Annotated in this window: 16 protein-coding genes and 1 pseudogene; 1 reads left to right on the plus strand and 16 read right to left on the minus strand. The window is 72.5% G+C overall.

Annotation, left to right across the window (positions count from 1 at the left end; genetic code table 11):
• Positions 1–15: 15 nt before the first annotated feature.
• The 6 genes and pseudogenes from CLV70_RS23765 to CLV70_RS23790 form a co-directional block, all read right to left on the minus strand.
• Entirely contained in the window at positions 16–1209 is a 1194-nt protein-coding gene (locus CLV70_RS23765) for an LCP family protein (protein ID WP_106128782.1), read from the minus strand.
• Between the two features lie 160 nt (positions 1210–1369).
• The gene (locus CLV70_RS23770) at positions 1370–2737 is read right to left on the minus strand and encodes an LCP family protein (protein WP_425440205.1); all 1368 of its coding nucleotides are present in this window, start codon (positions 2735–2737) and stop codon (positions 1370–1372) included.
• A gap of 110 nt (positions 2738–2847) precedes the next feature.
• Complete coding sequence (locus tag CLV70_RS23775) at positions 2848–3813, minus strand: NAD-dependent epimerase/dehydratase family protein (protein ID WP_106128784.1); 966 nt, start codon at positions 3811–3813, stop codon at positions 2848–2850.
• 72 nt (positions 3814–3885) lie between these two features.
• Positions 3886–5562, minus strand: a complete 1677-nt coding sequence (locus CLV70_RS23780; RefSeq protein ID WP_106128785.1) for a solute symporter family protein — start codon at positions 5560–5562, stop codon at positions 3886–3888.
• Positions 5563–5663: 101 nt separating this feature from the next.
• Positions 5664–5987 (minus strand): annotated as a pseudogene (locus CLV70_RS23785) (DUF485 domain-containing protein); the annotation flags it as partial.
• 110 nt (positions 5988–6097) lie between these two features.
• Positions 6098–6634, minus strand: coding sequence for a flavin reductase family protein (locus tag CLV70_RS23790; protein WP_106128787.1), 537 nt, complete (start codon positions 6632–6634; stop codon positions 6098–6100).
• Positions 6635–6791: 157 nt separating this feature from the next.
• Between CLV70_RS23790 and trpS the strand changes: the two genes are divergently transcribed.
• Positions 6792–7820, plus strand: coding sequence for a tryptophan--tRNA ligase (trpS, locus tag CLV70_RS23795; protein WP_106128788.1), 1029 nt, complete (start codon positions 6792–6794; stop codon positions 7818–7820).
• Here the strand turns inward: trpS and CLV70_RS23800 are convergent.
• From CLV70_RS23800 to CLV70_RS23845, 10 genes are all read right to left on the minus strand, one after another.
• Positions 7814–9406, minus strand: coding sequence for an ABC transporter permease (locus CLV70_RS23800; RefSeq protein ID WP_106128789.1), 1593 nt, complete (start codon positions 9404–9406; stop codon positions 7814–7816). The genes trpS and CLV70_RS23800 overlap by 7 nt on opposite strands.
• Complete coding sequence (locus tag CLV70_RS23805; protein ID WP_106128790.1) at positions 9403–10179, minus strand: ABC transporter ATP-binding protein; 777 nt, start codon at positions 10177–10179, stop codon at positions 9403–9405. Before CLV70_RS23805 ends, CLV70_RS23800 begins: the two co-directional genes overlap by 4 nt.
• 81 nt (positions 10180–10260) lie before the next feature.
• The gene (locus CLV70_RS23810) at positions 10261–10929 is read right to left on the minus strand and encodes an RlpA-like double-psi beta-barrel domain-containing protein (RefSeq protein ID WP_106128846.1); all 669 of its coding nucleotides are present in this window, start codon (positions 10927–10929) and stop codon (positions 10261–10263) included.
• A 94-nt stretch (positions 10930–11023) separates the two neighbouring features.
• On the minus strand, positions 11024–12649 hold the full coding sequence (locus tag CLV70_RS23815; protein WP_106128791.1) for a sodium/solute symporter: 1626 nt from the start codon (positions 12647–12649) through the stop codon (positions 11024–11026).
• Positions 12646–13041, minus strand: coding sequence for a DUF485 domain-containing protein (locus CLV70_RS23820; RefSeq protein ID WP_106128792.1), 396 nt, complete (start codon positions 13039–13041; stop codon positions 12646–12648). The genes CLV70_RS23815 and CLV70_RS23820 overlap by 4 nt, the downstream gene beginning before the upstream one ends.
• Positions 13042–13094: 53 nt before the next feature.
• Positions 13095–14639, minus strand: coding sequence for a DUF4153 domain-containing protein (locus CLV70_RS23825; protein ID WP_245908414.1), 1545 nt, complete (start codon positions 14637–14639; stop codon positions 13095–13097).
• 294 nt (positions 14640–14933) lie between these two features.
• Positions 14934–16160, minus strand: a complete 1227-nt coding sequence (locus CLV70_RS23830; RefSeq protein ID WP_342750404.1) for a sensor histidine kinase — start codon at positions 16158–16160, stop codon at positions 14934–14936.
• Entirely contained in the window at positions 16157–16897 is a 741-nt protein-coding gene (locus CLV70_RS23835; RefSeq protein WP_106128793.1) for a response regulator transcription factor, read from the minus strand. Before CLV70_RS23835 ends, CLV70_RS23830 begins: the two co-directional genes overlap by 4 nt.
• 157 nt (positions 16898–17054) lie before the next feature.
• Positions 17055–17798 (minus strand): LytR/AlgR family response regulator transcription factor, encoded by a 744-nt coding sequence (locus CLV70_RS23840; RefSeq protein WP_106128794.1) that lies wholly within the window; start codon positions 17796–17798, stop codon positions 17055–17057.
• Positions 17795–19006 (minus strand): sensor histidine kinase, encoded by a 1212-nt coding sequence (locus CLV70_RS23845; RefSeq protein ID WP_106128795.1) that lies wholly within the window; start codon positions 19004–19006, stop codon positions 17795–17797. The genes CLV70_RS23840 and CLV70_RS23845 overlap by 4 nt, the downstream gene beginning before the upstream one ends.
• Positions 19007–19017 lie beyond the last annotated feature (11 nt).

The following is a 19017-nucleotide window of genomic DNA, read 5'->3' on the forward strand; positions in this document are numbered from 1 at the left end:
GCCCCCAGCGTAGAACTACTTCTCGTTGGCGACGACGTCCGGGTTGGCGAGGATGAACTCCGAGAGCTTGTCCTGCTTGACGGCCCGGTACATCTCCATGCTCTTCGGCGTGATCGTCTCGCGGCCGTTGCCGTTGCCGGCGAAGGTGCCGTTGTTCGTCCGCAGCAGCACCATGTCGTTCGCCGCGACGCCCTTGAGCCCGAAGATGAAGTCGGCCACCGGCACGTCGCCGGTGTCGAGCACGAACGCCTTGCCGGCCGCCTTGATCAGGTTGTTGACCTTGACCGGGTTCGTCATGACGCCGCTGCTGGCCGCCTTCTTGGCGATGGCCTTGATCAGCTGCTGCTGGTGGCGCTGGCGGTCGTAGTCGCCGTTCTTGAGGCCGTACCGCTGGCGGGCGTAGTCCAGGGCCTCCCAGCCCTCCATGTCCCGGCAGCCCTTCTCGTGCCAGACCTCTTTCTGGTTCCCGCCGACCTTGCGGGCCTCGGCCAGGTACATCGGCTTGCCGTCGACGAGCTTCATGTGGTGCGACTTGACCCGCTGGTCGACGCACATGTGTACGCCCTTGAGCGCGTCGATCACGCTCTTGAAGCCGTTGAAGTCGATGATCGCGGCGCCGTCGAAGGACATGCCGGTGTTTTCCTTGATGGTCTGCGCCATGAGCTGCGCGCCGCCCGCCCAGCCGCCGCCGTTCTGCGCCCCGTGGAAGAACACCTCGGTCGCCTTGGCGGTGCCGCCCGCGTACTTCGCCTTGGGGAACGCCGGCACCCGCATCTCGGTGTCCCGGGGGATCGACACCAGGTACGCCTGATCGTGGCTGGCCGGGATGTGCAGCGCGATGATCGTGTCGGACCGCAGGTCGTCCACCGCCCAGCGCTTGCGCGCGTCGACGCCCATCAGCAGGATGTCGACCGGGCCCTTGATGTCGCCGCCGCCCTCGGACGACTTCTTCACCGTGCCGCCGAGCAGGTTCTCCTGGGTCACCGCGCTGGTCGCGTTGCTCACCAGCCACTTGGTGCCCGCGACCCCGGCGCCGCCGGCCATCATCAGCACCGCGCCGAACACGATCGTCAGCTTGGCCCAGAGCGGGTCCTTGCGCTTCTTCGGCTTCGGGGGCGCCGCCGCGGCGGCTGGTCGACTGCTGCGCTGGGGTCCGCGATTGCCATCCGGAGCCGGCGTCGAGGGGCGCCGGGTGGTCTGGACGGACATGCGCTCTCCAAGCGGTCGGGGCCAACGGCGGAAGTCACTGTACGTTCAACTTCGATCTCGTGCGAGGCCTCATCTGTTTCAGAGGCATACACGCACCGTTAACCTGCCCGGCGCGGGCGGTCATTTCTGCCGACCCGCGCCGTTTGACCGATTCGGCGAATCAGTTCCGCGCGGGGCTGGACGGCTTGGTGTTGTTCTGCGCCATCCAGTCACCCATCTTGTCGGCAGCCATCGCCTTGTACATAGCCAAAGCCTTCTCCCGATCGGCGACCACGACGCTCTGCCCCGAGATCGTCTCGCTGCCCTTGTTGGGGCTCGTGATGAAGGTGAGGTTCTCGCCGCGGAGGCTGCGGAACTGTAGGGCCATGTCGGTCAGCGAGAAGTCCTTGTCGGCGGTGATCGCCTTGGTGACCGCCTTGAGGAAGTTGTTGAGCTTCGCCGGGTTCGACAGCGTGCCGCCGCTGGCCGCCTTGTCCATCAGCGCCTTCAGGAACTCCTGCTGGTGCTGCATCCGGGCGAAGTCGCCACGGGCGAACTGCTTGCGCTGGCGGATCCAGTCGAGCGCCTGGGCGCCGTTCATGTGCATGGTGCCCTTGGTGAACTTGCGGTACGGCTTGTGGATCGACGTGATGGTCTGCTCCACCTTGAGGTCCACGCCGCCCAGCGCGTCGGTGACCTCCTTGAAGCCGCCGAAGTCGATGGCGAGCACGTGGTCCAGGTGGACGTCGCTCATGCACTCGACGGTCCGGACCGCCCGCGGCAGGCCGCCGAAGGCGAACGCGGCGTTGATCTTGTTGCGGCTGCCATTGCTGCACTCCGCGTTGTTCGCCGACGGGATGTTCACCCACAGGTCGCGGGGGATCGAGACGAGCTGGGCCGACTTGTGGTCGGCCGGGATGTGCATGACGATCAGCGTGTCCGCGCGCCAGGCGTTCGTCGACTCCTTGGTCGCGTCGGGGTCCCGCGAGTCGCTGCCGACCAGCAGGATGTTCAGCGCGCCCTCGACCTCCTTGACCGGCCGGCCGTTGGTGAGGTCGGAGAACGCATCCGTGCGCTTGAGGTCGTCGTTGAGCCCGTCGGCGTAGCCGTAGAGCGAGATGCCGGCGATGAGGCCGGCCACGAGCACCGCGGCGCCGGCCACCATGGCGATCCGGCCCCAGCGCGGCTTCCGCTTGCCCTTGTACGGGCGCCCGCCGGGTCGTCCACCCGGGCCCTGCGGCGGGTCCACCGGACCGCCGGGGCCGCCACCGGCACCGCGCGGCGGCCACTCCTGCGCGCCGTCGCCGTAGGCCCGGCCACCGGGGCGGGCGCTCGCGCCGTACGCGCGGCCGGTCGGGCGGTCACCCGCGCCGCCGTACGCGCGGCCGGTGCCGGGGCCGCCACCGGCGCCTCCGGCGGGGCGGCTGGTGCCCACGCGGCCGGAGGAGCCCGGCACCGAAGCACGGTTCATGGCACCCGGCATACCCGCCGAGCCCGGCACCGAAGCCCGGCCGGCAGGGCTACCCCAAGGGGACGAAGTCGCAGACATGGTTTCAGGTTACGTACCGGCCACCAGGCAAAGCGCGCATCGACACCGGCTCGGCACGAAGGGAGGAGACAATTACCGTTCGTGAAAAGTTCACTACCGAGACGAATTGCTCACTTCGCGAAGAAGTCGATCGTGCGGCGCAGGCCCTCCTCCGGCCCGACCTGCGGCTCGTAGCCGAGCAGCTCGCGAGCGAGGGTCAGGTCGGGGCGGCGCTTCTCGGGGTCGTCGGCCGTACGCTCGATCAGCTCGACGCGGGACTCGCTGCCGGCCAGCTTCACGATCAGCTCGGCCAGGTCGAGCATGGTCAGCTCGTGCTCGGTGCCGCAGTTGATCGGGCCGGTCTCGGTGGAGTCGAGCAGCAGCAGGATTCCGCGCACGAGGTCGTCGACGTACGTGATCGAGCGGGTCTGCGCGCCGGTGCCGTGCACGGTGATCGGGTCGTTGCGCAGCGCCTGGGAGATGAAGGTCGGGATCGCCCGGCCGTCGTCGGGGCGCATCCGGGGGCCGTACGTGTTGAAGATCCGCACGATGGCCGTGTCGAGCCCGTGGAGGCGGTGGTACGCCATGGTGGCCGCCTCGGCGAACCGCTTCGACTCGTCGTAGACCGCGCGGACGCCGATGGGGTTGACGTTGCCCCAGTAGCTCTCCGGCTGCGGGTGGACGGCCGGGTCGCCGTACGCCTCGGAGGTCGACGCCATCAGGAAGCGGGCCGAGTCGGCGACGGCGCGGTCGAGCAGCGCGAGGGTGCCGGCCGAGCCGACCTTGAGGATCTCCACCGGCAGCTTGGCGAAGTCGGTGGGGCTGGCGGGCGAGGCCATGTGCAGCACGGCGTCGAAGCGCTCGGCCAGCGCGGGGTGATCGGGCAGCGGCTCGGTGACGTCGGCCTCGATCAGGGTGAACCGGGGCTCGGTGGCCAGGTGCGCGATGTTCTCGGCCGAGCCGGTCACGAAGTTGTCGATCGCGACGACCGTGCAGCCGCGGGCGAGCAGCGCGTCGGCCACGTGCGACGGCACGAAGCCGGCACCGCCACTGATGAGAATCCGATGTCCATCGCCGAATCGCTGCTGCACTGACATGAGGGCAACTGTAGGCGAAAGGGGCCGACGCGCAATTTGCGCATCGGCCCCCTCGTGTTCACCTGTGCCGGATCAGTGCGCTCCGTGCCCGGTCAGGGACCGGACCTCGAGCTCGGCGTACTTGTCGGCGTCGCTCTCCTTCGACACGATCGTGCCGATCCAGCCGCAGAGGAAGCCGATCGGGATGGAGATGATGCCCGGGTTCGACAGCGGGAACCAGTGCCAGTCCGAGTCCGGGAACATGGCGGTGGGCGTACCCGACACGACCGGGGAGAAGAACACCAGGAACACCGCGGAGGTCAGACCGCCGTAGATCGACCACAGCGCGCCGGAGGTGTTGAACCGCTTCCAGAACAGGCTGTAGAGGATGGGAGGCAGGTTTGCCGACGCGGCCACCGCGAACGCGAGGGCCACCAGGAACGCCACGTTCAGGCTCTGCGCGAAGATCGACAGCACGATCGCGATCGCGCCGATGACGAACGCCGAGATGCGGGCGACCCGTACCTCGTCGCGCTCGCCGGCCTGGCCGCGCTTGATGACGCTGGCGTAGAAGTCGTGCGCCACGCTCGACGACGAGGCCAGGGTCAGGCCGGCCACGACGGCCAGGATCGTGGCGAAGGCGACCGCCGCGATGATGGCCAGCAGCACCGCGCCGCCGGTGTCGCCACCCAGGTAGGTGATGCCGAGCTCCTGGGCGAGCTGCGGGGCCGCCGTGTTGCCCGCCTTGTCCTGGGCGGTGATCGCCGTGCCGCCCACCATCGCCGCCGCGCCGAAGCCCAGGGCCAGGGTGAACAGGTAGAAGGTGCCGATGATGCCGATGGCCCACAGCACGCTCTTGCGGGCGATGCGGCTGGTCGGCACGGTGTAGAAGCGGGTCAGGATGTGCGGCAGGCCGGCCGTGCCGAGCACCAGGGCGATGCCCAGCGACAGCAGGTCCATCTTGCTGTAGAAGGTCTTCGCGGCGTCGGCCGTCTCCACGCCGTACCGAAGCCCGGGTTCGAGGAATGCCGAGCCCTTGCCGGACCGCGACGCCGCCTCGCCGAGCAGCGACGACAGGTTGAACTTGTAGTGGGCGAGCACCAGCAGCGTCATCACCAGGGCGCCGGTCATGAGCAGGAACGCCTTGACGATCTGGACGTACGTGGTGCCCTTCATGCCGCCGACCACCACGTACACGATCATGAGCGCGCCGACCAGGACGATCGTGGCGATCTTCGCGGTGTCGGCGTCCATGCCGAGGAACGTGGTGCCGGGCTTGATGCCGAGCAGCAGGCTGACGAGCGCGCCGGCGCCGACCATCTGGGCGATCAGGTAGAAGATCGACACGACGATGGTGGAGACGGACGCCGCGGTACGCACCGGGCGCTGGCGCATCCGGAACGCGAGCACGTCGGCCATCGTGTAGCGGCCCGAGTTGCGCAGGAACTCCGCGACCAGCAGCAGCGCGACGAGCCACGCCACCAGGAAGCCGATCGAGTAGAGGAAGCCGTCGTAGCCGTACAGGGCGATGAGGCCGGCGATGCCCAGGAAGGACGCCGCCGACATGTAGTCGCCGCCGATCGCCATGCCGTTCTGGAAGCCGGAGAACTGCCGGCCGCCGGCGTAGAAGTCGGTGGCGGTCTTGGTCTGCCGGCTCGCCCAGATGGTGATGCCGAGCGTGACGGCCACGAAGACCAGGAAGAGCGTGATGGTCAGGGTGCGGCTCGTCGAGCTGGACGCCTCGGCCGCGAGCTGGAAGTACGGCTCCATTACTTCGCCCCCTCCGGGTCCGTGGTCGCCGTGGTCGTGGTGGTGCCGGCGGTGGTGCCGGCGGTGGTGTCGGTCTCCACCGGCTCAGGGGTGGCCGCGACGGTCGTGCCGGCCAGTTCGTCGCCGATCTTGTCGGCGATCGGGTCGAGCTCCTTCGCCGCGTAGCGGGAGTAGTACCAGGCGATCAGGAACGTCGACACGAACTGCAGCAGCCCGAACAGCAGCGCGACGTTGATGTTGCCGACGAGCTTCACGGACATGAAGCCGCGGGCGTACGCGGACAGCAGGACGTAGAGCGAGTACCAGAGGAAGAACGCGATGGTCATGGGAAAGACGAAGTTGCGCAGCTTGCGGCGCAACCCGGCGAATTCGGCGGACTGCTGGACCTCGAGGTACTTATCGGTCGGGGTCGCATCGGTCGTCAACGGGGCTCACCACCTTCGTGGGGGCGGGTCTTTTCCCGCACCGTACGAAGCAGTGGCGTCGATCACTGACTGCCGGTCGGGGGGTGCGCCGAGCGGCAGTCAGCGTGCGCTCACCGGTCGAAGTTCCGGTAACGCCCCCGATAATGCATCAGCGGTGCCGGGTCGCCGTCCCCGATGACCACGTGCTCGACGGTGGCCTCGACCAGGAGGGCCCAGCCGTACGGCCGCTCGCCGTCGAGCCGGCAGCCGGCCCAGGTGGTGGCCCCGGCGGGCACCGGACCGTGGCCGGTCTCCGTCCAGTCGCCGTTCGCGAAGAGCCCGCCGGGCGCGGGCATCAGGCCGGCGAACCGGTCGGCGAGCTGCTGGTCGCGGGGGCCCAGCGGGGTGATCGCGAACCGGCCGGAGCGTGACACGGCGTCCCAGAAGTCGCTCTCCTCGTCGACCAGCCCGAGCACCCGGCCGGGGTCGCCGTCCGCCACCAGCATCGACGAGACGGTCAGCCCCGCGGGTCCGGGGGCGGTCCACAGGGTCACCGGCGCGGCCAGCCGTCCCCGCAGCCGGCGTACCGGGGACTTGTCCTGGTCCGGGGTGGCGAACGGGTCCGTGGAGTGGATGTGTCCGCCGGCGTCTGGATTCACGTGAAACATTGTGCCGTCCCGCGGGTAGACTCGTCGGCGTGAACACCGCGCGCGTACAGGGCTGGTGGCCGTCCTAGGGACGGCTTCCCCTCGCGCTCGGGCCGTCCGTTCGGACGGCCCGTTTCTGTTTCCGCCGGGCTGTCCGACAAGCCTGAGGAGACCGACGATGACCATCACCACCACCCTCCCGCTCGAGCAGCGGATCGCCGCCGATCCCCGGAACTTCCGGGTGCTGACCGGCGACCGGCCCACCGGGCCGCTGCACCTCGGCCACTACTTCGGCACCCTGCGCAACCGCGTCGAGCTCCAGCGGCGCGGCGTCGAGATGTTCGTCATCGTGGCCGACTATCAGGTGCTCACCGACCGGGACGTGGCCGATCGCCTGGTGGAGACGGTGGACGGGCTGCTGCTCGACTACCTGGCCGCCGGGCTCGACCCGGAGCACGCCACGGTGTTCGCGCACAGTGCCGTGCCCGCGCTCAACCAGTTGCTGCTGCCCTTCCTCAGCCTGGTCAGCGTGCCGGAGCTGCAGCGCAACCCGACCGTCAAGGACGAGATCGCGCACTCGCGGCAGAGCTCGGTCAGCGGCCTGATGTTCACGTACCCGGTGCACCAGGCGGCCGACATCCTCTTCTGCAAGGGCAACCTCGTGCCCGTCGGCCAGGACCAGATGCCGCACGTCGAGGTCACGCGTACGGTCGCCCGGCGCTTCAACGAGCGGTACGGACCCGTCTTTCCGGTGCCGGAGGGGCTGCTCAGCATCGCCCCGGTGCTGGCCGGCACCGACGGCCGGAAGATGAGCAAGAGCCGCGGCAACGCCATCGCGCTGTCCGCCACCGCCGACGAGACGGCCCGGCTGATCAGGAGCGCGACCACCGACGCCGACCGGCACATCACGTACGACCCGGAACGGCGGCCGGGGGTGTCGGGGCTCGTCCACCTGGCCGCGTTGTGCCTGGACCGGGACCCGCACGAGGTCGCGGCGGAGATCGGTGACGCGGGGGCGGCGGCCCTGAAGCGGACCGTCTCCGAGGCGGTGAACGAGTTCCTCGCGCCGATGCGGGAGCGGCGGGCGGCGTACGCGAAGGATCGGGGCCTCGTCCGGGACGTGCTGCGCCGCGGCAACGCGCGGGCGAACGCGATCGCGGATCAGACCCTGCGGGAGGTGCGCGAGGCCATGGGCACCGTCTACTGAGCGGCGCTGACCGTGGCGAGGAGCTCGGGGGCGCGCCGGTCCAGCATCGGGCCCGCCAGGCGGAGGCCGAGAAGGAAGGCCGCCGAACCGTACGCCACCCCGGCGGGCAGCCCGAGCCACAGCCACGCGTCCCCGAGCAGGTACGACCCCAGCTGCAACGGCAGGGTGGCGACCGACGCGCCGACGAGCGCGGCGAGGCTGAGCAGGCCCTTGGCGAGCCCGCCGCCGGAGGACATGGCGAACGGGTTGGCGGTGTCGGGCAGGGCGTACGCCGCGCGTACCGAGATCGGGAGCACGATCGCGAGGCCCACCCCGTACGCCGCCACGAGCGAGCCGAACAGCGCCGGTATCGACCCCGGCCGGCCCGCGACCAGGCCGGCGACCAGCGTGATCACGACCAGGGCCGGTCCGGCGTACGCGGAGAACCCGGCCGCCCGCGACGCCAGCTCGAGCCGGCCCGGCACCCCGGCCACGACGTTGGCCGCGTAGGCGCTGCCGTCGAAGCCGAACTGGTTGGCCAGGCTGACCGCGGCCAGCGCGCCGATCAGGACGAGCAAACCCATCCGCGCCCCCGCGCCCCCGCTGCCGGCCGCCATCATGACCGGAAGGAAGATGCCGACCACGCCGAAGGTGATCAGGCTCGCGCGGCGGCGGGCGTCCCGCCACCAGTAGCGGGCCTCGCGGGCCGTCAGCGCACCGAACCGCGTCCGGGGCAGCCAGCGCGGCACGAGCTGGGAGACCGGGCCGCGCGAGGAATCCGTCCGCCGCCGGGCGCCGGCCGTCGCCGCCGCGCCGAGCATCGCCCGCTCGAGCGTCGCGGACCACCACCACAGCAGCAGGCCGATCGAGGCCAGCACCAGCGCGAGCTTGACCGGCACGGCCCAGGCCCGTCCCGCGGCCACGTCGAGACCCAGGCTGTACGGCGCCCCGAGCGGCGTCCAGGCCACCACGTCGGCCACCCGCGCGACCCGGTCCCAGTCGGCGTGCTCGGCGCCGGCCAGCGCGGCGAGCTGGAGCGGCCCGAGCAGCGCGGCCGTGCCGGCGAGCAGCACGGTGGCCAGGTCGCGCGCCCGCCGGCTGCGCAACGCGGTGGCGAACGCGCTGGTCACCGCACGGCTGATCGCTACGCAGAGCAGCAGGCCGGCCGTCACGCCGGCGAGCTCCGCCAGGGCCGCGCCCGTTCCGCCCAGCCGCGCCGCCGTGTGGACCATGCCCAGCGTGCCGGCGAGGGTGGCCACCGCGGGCACCCCGGCCAGCGCGGCGGCGAACAGCCCGCGGAGCAGCACCCGGCGGGGCAGCGGCAGCAGGGCGAACCGGGCCGGGTCGAGCGACTCGTCCACCCCGAAGAACACCAGCGGGAGGAACAGCCAGCCCAGCACCACGGCGGCGCCGCCGAGCGGGAGCAGGGTCCCGGCCGCCCGGTCCTCGCCGAGCAGGCCGGGGAGGCTGAAGACGGCGTACCCGGCCACGGCGGCGAAGGCGGCCAGCAGGCAGCCCAGCACGAACAGGACCACCCGCCAGGTCCGTGCGCGCAGGCCGTTGGCGGTGAGGCGCAGCTTGAGGCGGACGAAGTGGCGGGCGCTCACAGCCACGAGAGTTCCGAGCCGGTCGCCGTACGCCCACCGACCACCTCGACGAACCGGTCCTCCAGCGAGCTGGCGCCGCGGACCTCGTCCAGCGTCCCGTGCACCCGGATCGCGCCGCCCGCCATGATCGCCACGTGGCTGCAGAGCCGCTCGACCACGGTCATCACGTGACTGGAGAAGACGACCGTGCCGCCGCCGGCGACGTAGCGGTGCAGGATGTCGCGGATCAGCGCGGCCGACACCGGGTCGACGGCCTCGAACGGCTCGTCGAGCACGAGCAGCCGGGGCGCGTGCAGCATCGCGCAGGCCAGGCCGATCTTCTTCGTCATTCCCGCGGAGTAGTCGACGACCAGGGTGCGGTTGCCGGCGCCGAGCTCCAGCACGTCCATCAGCTCGGTGCTGCGCCGGTCGACCACCTCGGCGTCCATGCCGCGCAACAGCCCGTGGTACGCCAGCAGCTCCGTGCCGGTGAGCCGGTCGAAGAGGCGGACGCCGTCCGGCAGCACGCCGATCTTCGCCTTGGCCGCGGTGGGGTCGGCCCACACGTCGTACCCGAGGATCCGGGCCTGGCCCGCGTCGGGCCGCAGCAGACCGACCGCCATGGACAGAGTCGTGGTCTTCCCGGCGCCGTTCGGGCCGAGCAGGCCGAAGAAGGATCCCGCCGGTACATCGAGGTCTATTCCGGCAACCGCGACTTTCGACTCGAATCGCTTGACCAGGCCCCGCACCGCCAGGGCCGGCTCGGAGCCGGAGCGCTGACGGGGGACGGTCATGCCGCCAACCTAGTGGCACGCGACGGCCCGGGCCACCCCCCGCGGGTAGCCCGGGCCGCAGGTCACGCCGGTCCTCGGGGGTTATCCGACGCGCTCGATCACGGCACGACGAATGAGGAATTTGCCCGCCTCGCGCACTTCCTCGAACGCGGCGTTGTTGAGCAGGACGCAGCTGCCGGACGGGGTCGCCACCTTGACGGTGATGCTCTTGTTGTTGTCCAGATTGGTCACCTTGAGGGTGGTGCCGATCGGGAACGTGCCGCTGGACGCGGCCGGGGCGCCGCCCTCGCCGGAGAGCGTGACGGTCGAGCCCTTGCAGACGACGTCCCCGCCGCCCTGCGCCGGCGGTTCGGCCTGGCCTTGATCCTGGGCCGGCGGCTTGGCCTGGCCTTGATCCTGGGCCGGCGGCTTGGCCTGGCCTTCATTCTGGGCCGGCGGCTGGGCGGGAGCCTGGGCCGGGGGCTGGGCCTGGACGTCGCCCGTGCAGCCCGCGGTGGCCCGGCGCTGGTTGATCAGGTCGACCACGGCCTGCCGGTTGGCGATGCGCGCGTCGGAGAGCGCGTCCGGGTTCGCCTTCTGCCCGGCGATGAACGTGAGGTTGTTCTGCAGGGCGGTGTCGAGGCCGGCGCAGCTCTCGCCGGCGCTGCTCATGCCCGTACTGACGGCGAAGGCACCACCGGCCAGCGCCGCGGCGGCGACGCCGATCAGCACCTTGCGCGTCCGGCCGGTCATCCTGCTTCTCCGGTACATGCACCGCTCCTTCGTGGTCGACGAGCTGCCCCGTTGCAGCATCGTTATGTACGGAGGGTGGGTGCCGAAGAGTTCAGATAAGTTTCCTAAAAAATCAGAGCCGCAGCGATTCGGGCGCGTGCAGCCGCAGCATCGTGGCCCCGATATCGGCCGGTACCCGGCGTTTCGTCACCAGCGAACCGACGACCATCACCGCGAAAGCCAGCGGCACCGTCCACGCCGCCGGCTGCGCCACGAGCTGGGCGGGCCAGCCGGTGAGCGGCGGCCCCATGACGGTCAGTAACACCGCCCCCATCGCCGCGCCGCCGCCGATCACGATGCCCGCCGCCGCGCCGATGTCGGTCAGCCCCCGCCACCAGATGCCCAGCACGAGCAGCGGGCAGAAGCTCGACGCCGCCACCGCGAAGGCCAGCCCGACCACGCGCGAGACGTCCATGTTCGCCACATAGATCGACAGCACCATCGGTACGACCGCGGCCAGCACCGTGGCCAGCCGGAAGTCCCGCACCGAACCGCCCCGATCGGCGTGCAGGATGTCGGTGAAGACCACGCCCGCGACGCTGGTCAGCAGGCCGGACGAGGTGGAGAGGAACGCGGCCAGGGCGCCGGCGGTGACCAGCGCGCCGAGGAACTGGCCGAGGTGGCCGCCGCCCAGCGCCGCCTCCGGGAGCAGCAGGACCACGGCGTCGGTGCGGCCGGTCATCAGCAGTTGCGGGGTGTAGATCCGGCCGAGGACGCCGTACAGGGTCGGTAGCAGGTAGAAGAGGCCGACCAGCGCCAGTACGACCAGGGTGGTGCGGCGGGCCGAGGCACCGTCCGGGTTGGTGTAGAAGCGGACCAGCACGTGCGGCAGCCCCATCGTGCCGAGGAACGTCGCCAGGATCAGCGAGTAGGTGGCGAACAGGCTGGCGTCGCCGCCCGGCAGCAGCCAGGACGCGGCGCGGTTGTCGTCGACCGTGCTCACGTCGGGCACCCGGTCGCCGGGCTCGAAGGTGAGCCGGTCGCCGGCGTGCACGCGTACGGTGCCGTCGAGCACGGCGTCCTGCTCGACGACGACGGTGGTCGCGGTGGAGAAGACCGGGCCGGCCGGGGGCGTGACGGCCGGGCGTCCGTCCGACTGCCACTGCAGGACCAGGAAGATCACGGGTACGGCCAGAGCGGTCAGCTTCAGCCAGTACTGGAACGCCTGCACGAAGGTGATGGCGCGCATCCCGCCGAGGGCCACGTTGGCGGTGACCACGACGCCGACGAGGAGCGCGCCCCACTCGTACCGGGCGCCGGTGACGGTGGTGAAGGTGAGGCCGGCGCCCTGCATCTGCGGCACCAGGTACAGGCAGCCGATGAAGATCACGAAGACGGTGGCGAGCCGGCGCAGCAGCGGGGACCGCAGGCGCACCTGGCAGAAGTCGGGCAGGGTGAACGCCCCGGACCGGCGCAGCGGCGCCGCGACGAACAGCAGCAGGGCGAGGTAGCCGGCGGCGAACCCGACCGGGTACCAGAGGACGTCGACGCCGTACCGCAGCACGAGGCCGGCCACGCCCAGGAACGACGCGGCGGACAGGTACTCGCCGCTGATGGCGGCGGCGTTCCAGGACGGGCTGACCGACCGCGAGGCGACGAGGAAGTCCGAGGTGGTACGGGCGAAGCGCAGCCCGTACGCGCCGATGCCGACCGTGACCAGCACGACCACGACCAGCCCCGGTACGACGTACGGGTTCACGCTTCGGGCCTGCGGATGACGGCGGTGAAGTCCTGCTCGTTGCGTTCCGCCCAGCGCACGTACGCCCACCCGACGCCGACGAGGAACGGGAACGAGAGGAAGCCGAGCAGCAGCCACGGCAGGTTGATGCCGAGCACCTTGATCCGGCCCACCGCGGGCGCGGCCGCGAAGAGCAGCGGCAGCGATCCGAGCCCGGTGACGACGACCAGGCTCAGCCGGACCGCCAGCGCGAGCTGCGCCCGGACCAGGCCCTTGACCAGCGCCTCGCCGACCGGCGTCCCCTCGGCCAGCTCGGCCCGCGCCGGGTCCGGCGGCCGGCGCCGGGCGGCCGCCTCGCCGAGCACGACCCGGGTGCGCGGCGGCCTGCCCGCCGCCCCGGTCTCGTCGCCCATGACCGGCAGTCTTGCCGCTCCGCCGGCAAAGTCAAGGCCGGCGCGGGCGCGCCTCAGCGGGTCGTCGGATACTGCCCCGGGCAGCCGGTGTGGGCGGCGGGCGGGTCGCTCCGCAGCACGTCACGCGCCCGCGCCCGGGCGAGGTTCGCGCCGCGCCAGTCGTCGCGGTGGGTGTCGAGGTGCTCGTGCACCGGCTCCAGCGCGCAGTCACGGTGGTAGCCGCTCAGCCGATTGAGGGCCGGAACCGCGTCGGCGGAGAGCTGGGACAGGTACGCCGTGTCGATCCGCCCGGTCCGCTCGAACAGGGTCACGTTGCGGTCCGCGATGAGGTGGTCGGGGTCGGCCGCCGCGAGACCCAGCAGCGCGAGGACACCCGCGGCCACCACCGCGCGGGGCAGCCACGCCGCCCTCAGCCGCAGGCCGGCGCCGAGGACCAGCACGAACACCGCGCCGAGCCACATCTCGCAGACCGCCACCAGCACGCGCAGGCGGGTCAGGCCGTAGGTGTCGGCGTACAGGTCCATGCGGTGCAGCGCCGACGCGACGATCACGAGGGTGAGCGCGGCCAGCGCCCCGAGCACCACCCGGATCAGCACCCGGTCGGTACGCGTCTCCCGCGGCGCCCACCGCGCGGCTCCCGCCAGGACGAGCAGGGTGAGGCCGGTGACGATCAGCAGCTGCCAGAAGCCGCCGCGGGCGTACTCGGCGTACGTCAGGCCCTCGGTGCCGAGGACGTGCTGCGAGCCGCCGAAGAGGACCGTGATCTGCACCCCCACGAACAGCCCGAAGAGCAGCACGAGCAGCGTCAGCGGTACGGCCCACTCGAGGCGGCCCACCCGCCGGCGGCCCGGACCGTCCAGCCCGGACAGGTCGGGCGGCGCGGCACGCAGGAAGGCGGCGCCGCCCACGATGCCGGTCGTGACGCCGAAGACGAAGATCCAGCGGGTCACGGTGCCGGCGTCGATGTCCGGCACGACCGCCGTGATGATGTCGGCGAACGCCGCGTCCGCGGAAGCGAACAGCGACCCGAACACCAGAAGCAGCGCGACCGACACCGCCACGGTCGCGGCGATCCGCGCGCCCCTGCCGCCGCCCCGGTGCGCGGTCGTGGCGCCGCGCACGAGCCAGATCAGCGCCCGCGGCGCCGCGAACGGTGCCAGCACCGCGGCCAGCGCCATCCCCCGGGCGGAGCGGCCGCCCGTCACGGCGAGCGCGCCGGTCAGCAACGCCGTGGCGAGGCAGAGCACGAACAACCAGCCGGCGGCGCGGACCGTGCCGACGGCCAGCAACGCGACCGTCGCGGCCGACCAGGCGAAACGGGCGGGGCCGAGGGCGCGTGGCCGCCATTTCACCAGCGGCCGGGGCGCCGTGGGGGCGAGCCTGTCCGGCACCACGCGGGCGACGATGAGCGCGACGACCCCGCCGATCGCGGCGACCGACCATCCGACGCCGGGACGGTCCAGGGGCACGCTCAGCGCCGCGACGACGGCGGCGAGCAGGACGGCGACCATGGCTGCGAGGGAGGCCGGGCGGCCGGGGCCGGGCCAGCGGCGTCCGAAGATCGAGGAGTCGGCCCAGGGCCCGTACAGCGGGGCCACGGCGGGCGCCCCGGGGGCGGGCCGGAACGAGCCGGGCGGACCGGCCGGGGCGATCGCCGCTCCCGCCTGGGAGGGAGCCGGCTGAGACGGGGCTGCCTGAGACGGGGCTGCCTGAGACGGGGCCGGCTGGGACGGGGCCGGCTGGGACGGGGCCGGCTGGGACGGGGCCGGCTGGGACGGGGCCGGCTGGGACGGGGTCGGCTGGGAGGGGGCTTGCGCGGCTGCCTGGGGCGGAGTCGGCGCGGCCGGCCGGTCGGGCGGCGGGCTGGTCGTCGGCATGGTCTTCTCCTGCGGTCAGGCCGGTGCGAGCGGCAGGGTCACGTGGATGTGGCAGCCGGGCCCGGGCCGCACGGCAGCTCCGTCGCCGGCCCGAGGGGCGGCGCCGGGACCGGCGGTGGGTGCGGCGCCGGGACCGGCGGTGGGTGCGGCGCCGGGACCGGCGGTGGGTGCGGGGCCGGGGCCGGCGGTGGGTGCGGGGCCGAGGACGGCGGCGGGCGTGGGGCCGGGGTCGGCGGTGGGTGCGGGGGTGGGGATGACGGCGGGATCGACCACGGCGATCGTGCCTCCGTGCAGCTGCACGACCCAGTGCGCGATGGCCAGGCCGAGGCCCGTGCCGCCGTGCCGGGCCCGCTCGCCCCGGGTGAAGCGTTCGAAGACGCGTTCGCGGTCGGCCGCCGGGATGCCGTCGCCCTCGTCGGTCACGGCGATCCGTACGTGGTCCTCGTGGCGCTCCGCGCGGACGGTGACCGTGCCCCCGGGCGGGCTGTGCCGGGCGGCGTTGTCGAGCAGGTTGGCGAAGAGCTGGTGCAGGCGTTCGCGGTCGCCGGTCAGGCGGATCTCCGGGACGGCGACCTCGAACCGGACGTCGTGCCCGGCGCCGTCCGCGGTCACCCGGGCCTCGCGGACCACCTCGTCGAGGAACGCCCGCAGGTCGAGCGGCGCCGGCGTCAGCGGCACCACGCCCGCGTCCAGCCGCGAGAGGTCCAGCAACTCGGTGACCAGCCGGCCGAGGCGCTCGGTCTGCGACAACGCCGTACGCATGGTCTCCGGCTCCGCGCTGGACACGCCGTCGACGATGTTCTCGAGGAGGCCGCGCAGCGCCGTGATCGGCGTCCGCAGCTCGTGCGACACGTTGGCGATGAGCTCGCGCCGCTGCCGGTCCGCGGCGGCCAGGTCGGCGGCCATCTGGTTGAAGGCGGCGGCCAGCTCGCCGACCTCGTCGCGGGAGGTCGCCCGGACCCGCCGGGTGTAGTCGCCGCGCGCCATCGCCTTGGCGGCCACCGTCATCTCACGCAGCGGCACCGTCGCGCCGTGCGCCATCACCTGGAGCGTGACCAGGCCGAGGGCGACCGCGATGGCGAACCAGGACAGCTCGACGCGCACCCAGTCCAGGCTCCACCAGAAGATCAGCAGCCCGACCCCGCCGGCGATGCCCAGGGCCACGGAGAGCTTCGCCTTGATCGAGCGCACCGGGTCGAGCGGCCTCGGCAGCCAGCTCAGCACCCATCGCAGCAGCGTCATCGGGCGACCTCCAGGGCGTACCCGACGCCGTGCACCGTGCGGATCAGGTCCGCGCCGAGCTTGCGCCGCAGGCCCTTGATGTGGCTGTCCACGGTCCGGGTGCCGGAGGCGTCGGCCCAGCCCCACACGTCGGCGAGCAGGCGTTCGCGGGGCAGCACCGTGCGGGGCCGGGCGGCCAGGTGGACCAGCAGGTCGAACTCGGTCGGCGTCAGGTGGGCCTCCCGGCCGGCCCGGAGCACCCGGCGCTCGGCGAGGTTGATCTCCAGGTCGCCGAGGCGCAGCAGGCCGGGCTCGGGCTCCGGCTCGGGCGCCGGGACGCGGGCCGCCCGGCGCAGGAGCGCGTGCAGCCGTGCGGTCAGCTCGCGCATCGAGAACGGCTTGGTGAGGTAGTCGTCGGCGCCGACCGCGAGCCCCACCAGCAGGTCCGTCTCGTCGTCGCGGGCGGTCAGCATCAGCACCGGCACGGGCCGCTCCGCCTGGATGCGCCGGCAGACCTCCAGCCCGTCGAAGCCGGGGAGCATGACGTCCAGGACGATGACGTCGGGCCGGATCCGGCGGGCGGCCTCCACCGCGCCGGGCCCGTCGGCGGCGAGGTGGACGTCGAAGCCCTCGGCGCGGAGCCGGGCGGCGACCGCCTCGGCGATCGTCCGCTCGTCCTCCACGACGAGCACCCGCCGGGCGGGCGCACCCGCGCCGGCCTGCGGCGCGGCCTGCCTCCAGCCGGTCGTTCCGTCCATCTCGCTGCCTCCCACCCCACGGCGTCCCCGCCGTGCGGAGGCAGCCTATTGAAGAGGCGTGCAGGGGCGGGGGTGGAGTTGTGGACAACTCGTGAAGATCGTCATCCTGTGGATAACTCTGGGGACAACGCTGTGGACCTGTGGACAACTCTGTGGATCAGCGGGTCCAGTCGTTCTTCACGGCGCGGATCAGCCGGTCCTTCAGCTCCCGGGTGTGGCGGCGGCTGACCGGCAGCTCCGCGCCGTCGATCGTCACCACGTACCCCGATTGGGTGAGCCGCAGCTCGGCGACCAGCCGCAGCTGAACCAGGTACGACCGGTGGATTCGCACGAAACCGGCATCCGCCCAGCGCTCCGCCAGCGTGGCCAGCGACACCCGGACGAGGTGCGAGGCGTCGGAGGTGTGCAGGCGGGCGTAGTCGCCCTGGGCCTCGACCCAGCGCACCGACGAGCGCGGCAGCATCCGGGTGGTGCCGGCCAGCTCGACGGGGATGCTCGGCTCCTCCTCCCGCTGGACCGGGGCCGGCGGGGGAGTCGCCCGCAGCCCCGCCACCCGGCGCAGCGACTCGCCGAGGCGCTCGGCGCGTACCGGCTTGCGGACGTAGTCGGTGACGCCCAGGTCGAACGCGTCCACCGCCCCGTCGTCGTACGCGGTCACGAACACGATCGCCGGCGGCCGGGCGAACCGGCGCAGGATCCGGGCCAGCTCCATCCCGTCGAGCCCCGGCATGCGGATGTCCAGGAACACGGCGTCCACCTCGGTGTCCCGCAGCACCCGCAGCGCCTCGGTGGCGTCGCCGGCCCGGTGCACGAAGGCGACCCGTCCGTCGGCGTTGAGCAGGTACGCGAGCTCGTCCAGCGCCGGCGGCTCGTCGTCCACGGCCAGCACCACGAGGCTCACGCCCGTACCCCCGGATGGAACTTCGGCACTCGCATGCTCACCTTCGTACCCGCTCCCGGTGCGGTCTCCACCACCAGGCCGAAGTGGTCGCCGAACACCGAGCGCAACCGCTCGTCCACGTTCGAGAGGCCGACGTGCCGGCCAGCGTCGTCGCCCTTGCCGATCGCCGCCTCGGCCACTCCCTCGGCGAGGGCCGCCGGGTCCATGCCCACGCCGTCGTCCTCGACCGTGATGTGGCATTCGGCCCCCGCGTCCCGTGCCGCGATGCTCACCATACCGACGCCGGGCTTGCGCGACAGGCCATGCCGCACGGCGTTCTCCACCAGCGGCTGAAGGCACAGGAACGGCAGCCCGACCGGCAGCACCTCGGGGGCGATCTGCAGGCGTACCTGCAACCGGTCGCCGAAGCGGGCGCGTTCGATGGTCAGGTAGCGGTCGATCGAGCGCAGTTCCTCGGCCAGCGTCGTGAAGTCGCCGTGCGCCCGGAACGAGTAGCGGGTGAACTCGGCGAACTCGAGGATCAGCTCCCGGGCCCGCTCCGGGTCCGTACGCACGAACGAGGCGATAGCGGTGAGCGCGTTGTAGATGAAGTGCGGGCTGATCTGGGCGCGGAGGGCACGCACCTCGGCGCGGGCCAGACGTTCGCGGGACGAGTCCAGCTCCGCCAGGGCGACCTGGGAGCCGGCCCAGCGCGCGGTCTCCATGGTCGCCTGCACGAGCCCGGGCGCGGGCCGGTCGTCGGCCACCGCCACCAGCGCCCCGAGGGCCTGGCCGTCGGTGCCGGTCAGCGGGGTGACCACGGCGCCGCGGACCACGCAGTCGACCCGGTCGCAGGGCAGGTCGGCCGTGCCCAGCACGATGGACCGGTTGTTCTTCACCGCGCGCCGGGCCGCCGCCACGAACTGGTCGGTGTGGTGGCTGCCCCGGCCGTCGGACGCGAGACACTCCTTGCCGTCGCTGACGACCAGCCCGGCCGCGCCCACCAGCCGGCGCAGATGCTTCGCGGCCTTGCCGGCCGAGGCGACGGTCAGCCCGCTGCGCAGCGGCTCGGCGGCCAGGGACGCGGCGTGCAGCACCTCGTACGTGGCGCGCTGACCGGCCGTGGCAATCCCGCGCCGGGCCCGCAGCCGCACCACCGCCACGACCGCCCCGGCCAGGGCGGCGAGGACGGCGACGACCGCGAGGACACTTCCGGCCTGACCGCTCACGCCCGGAGCGT

Source organism: Pseudosporangium ferrugineum (assembly GCF_003002065.1).
Taxonomy (GTDB): Bacteria; Actinomycetota; Actinomycetes; order Mycobacteriales; family Micromonosporaceae; genus Actinoplanes; species Actinoplanes ferrugineus_A.

What these genes read in the sequence shown, in the direction of transcription:
- CLV70_RS23765 (WP_106128782.1), bottom strand. Translation starts at nt 1,209, where the DNA reads ATGTCCGTCCAGACCACCCGGCGCCCCTCGACGCCGGCTCCGGATGGC.
- CLV70_RS23770 (WP_425440205.1), bottom strand. Translation starts at nt 2,737, where the DNA reads ATGTCTGCGACTTCGTCCCCTTGGGGTAGCCCTGCCGGCCGGGCTTCG.
- CLV70_RS23780 (WP_106128785.1), bottom strand. Translation starts at nt 5,562, where the DNA reads ATGGAGCCGTACTTCCAGCTCGCGGCCGAGGCGTCCAGCTCGACGAGC.
- CLV70_RS23820 (WP_106128792.1), bottom strand. Translation starts at nt 13,041, where the DNA reads ATGGGCGACGAGACCGGGGCGGCGGGCAGGCCGCCGCGCACCCGGGTC.
- CLV70_RS23810 (WP_106128846.1), bottom strand. Translation starts at nt 10,929, where the DNA reads ATGTACCGGAGAAGCAGGATGACCGGCCGGACGCGCAAGGTGCTGATC.
- trpS (WP_106128788.1), top strand. Translation starts at nt 6,792, where the DNA reads ATGACCATCACCACCACCCTCCCGCTCGAGCAGCGGATCGCCGCCGAT.
- CLV70_RS23805 (WP_106128790.1), bottom strand. Translation starts at nt 10,179, where the DNA reads ATGACCGTCCCCCGTCAGCGCTCCGGCTCCGAGCCGGCCCTGGCGGTG.
- CLV70_RS23775 (WP_106128784.1), bottom strand. Translation starts at nt 3,813, where the DNA reads ATGTCAGTGCAGCAGCGATTCGGCGATGGACATCGGATTCTCATCAGT.
- CLV70_RS23830 (WP_342750404.1), bottom strand. Translation starts at nt 16,160, where the DNA reads ATGACGCTGCTGCGATGGGTGCTGAGCTGGCTGCCGAGGCCGCTCGAC.
- CLV70_RS23835 (WP_106128793.1), bottom strand. Translation starts at nt 16,897, where the DNA reads ATGGACGGAACGACCGGCTGGAGGCAGGCCGCGCCGCAGGCCGGCGCG.
- CLV70_RS23790 (WP_106128787.1), bottom strand. Translation starts at nt 6,634, where the DNA reads ATGTTTCACGTGAATCCAGACGCCGGCGGACACATCCACTCCACGGAC.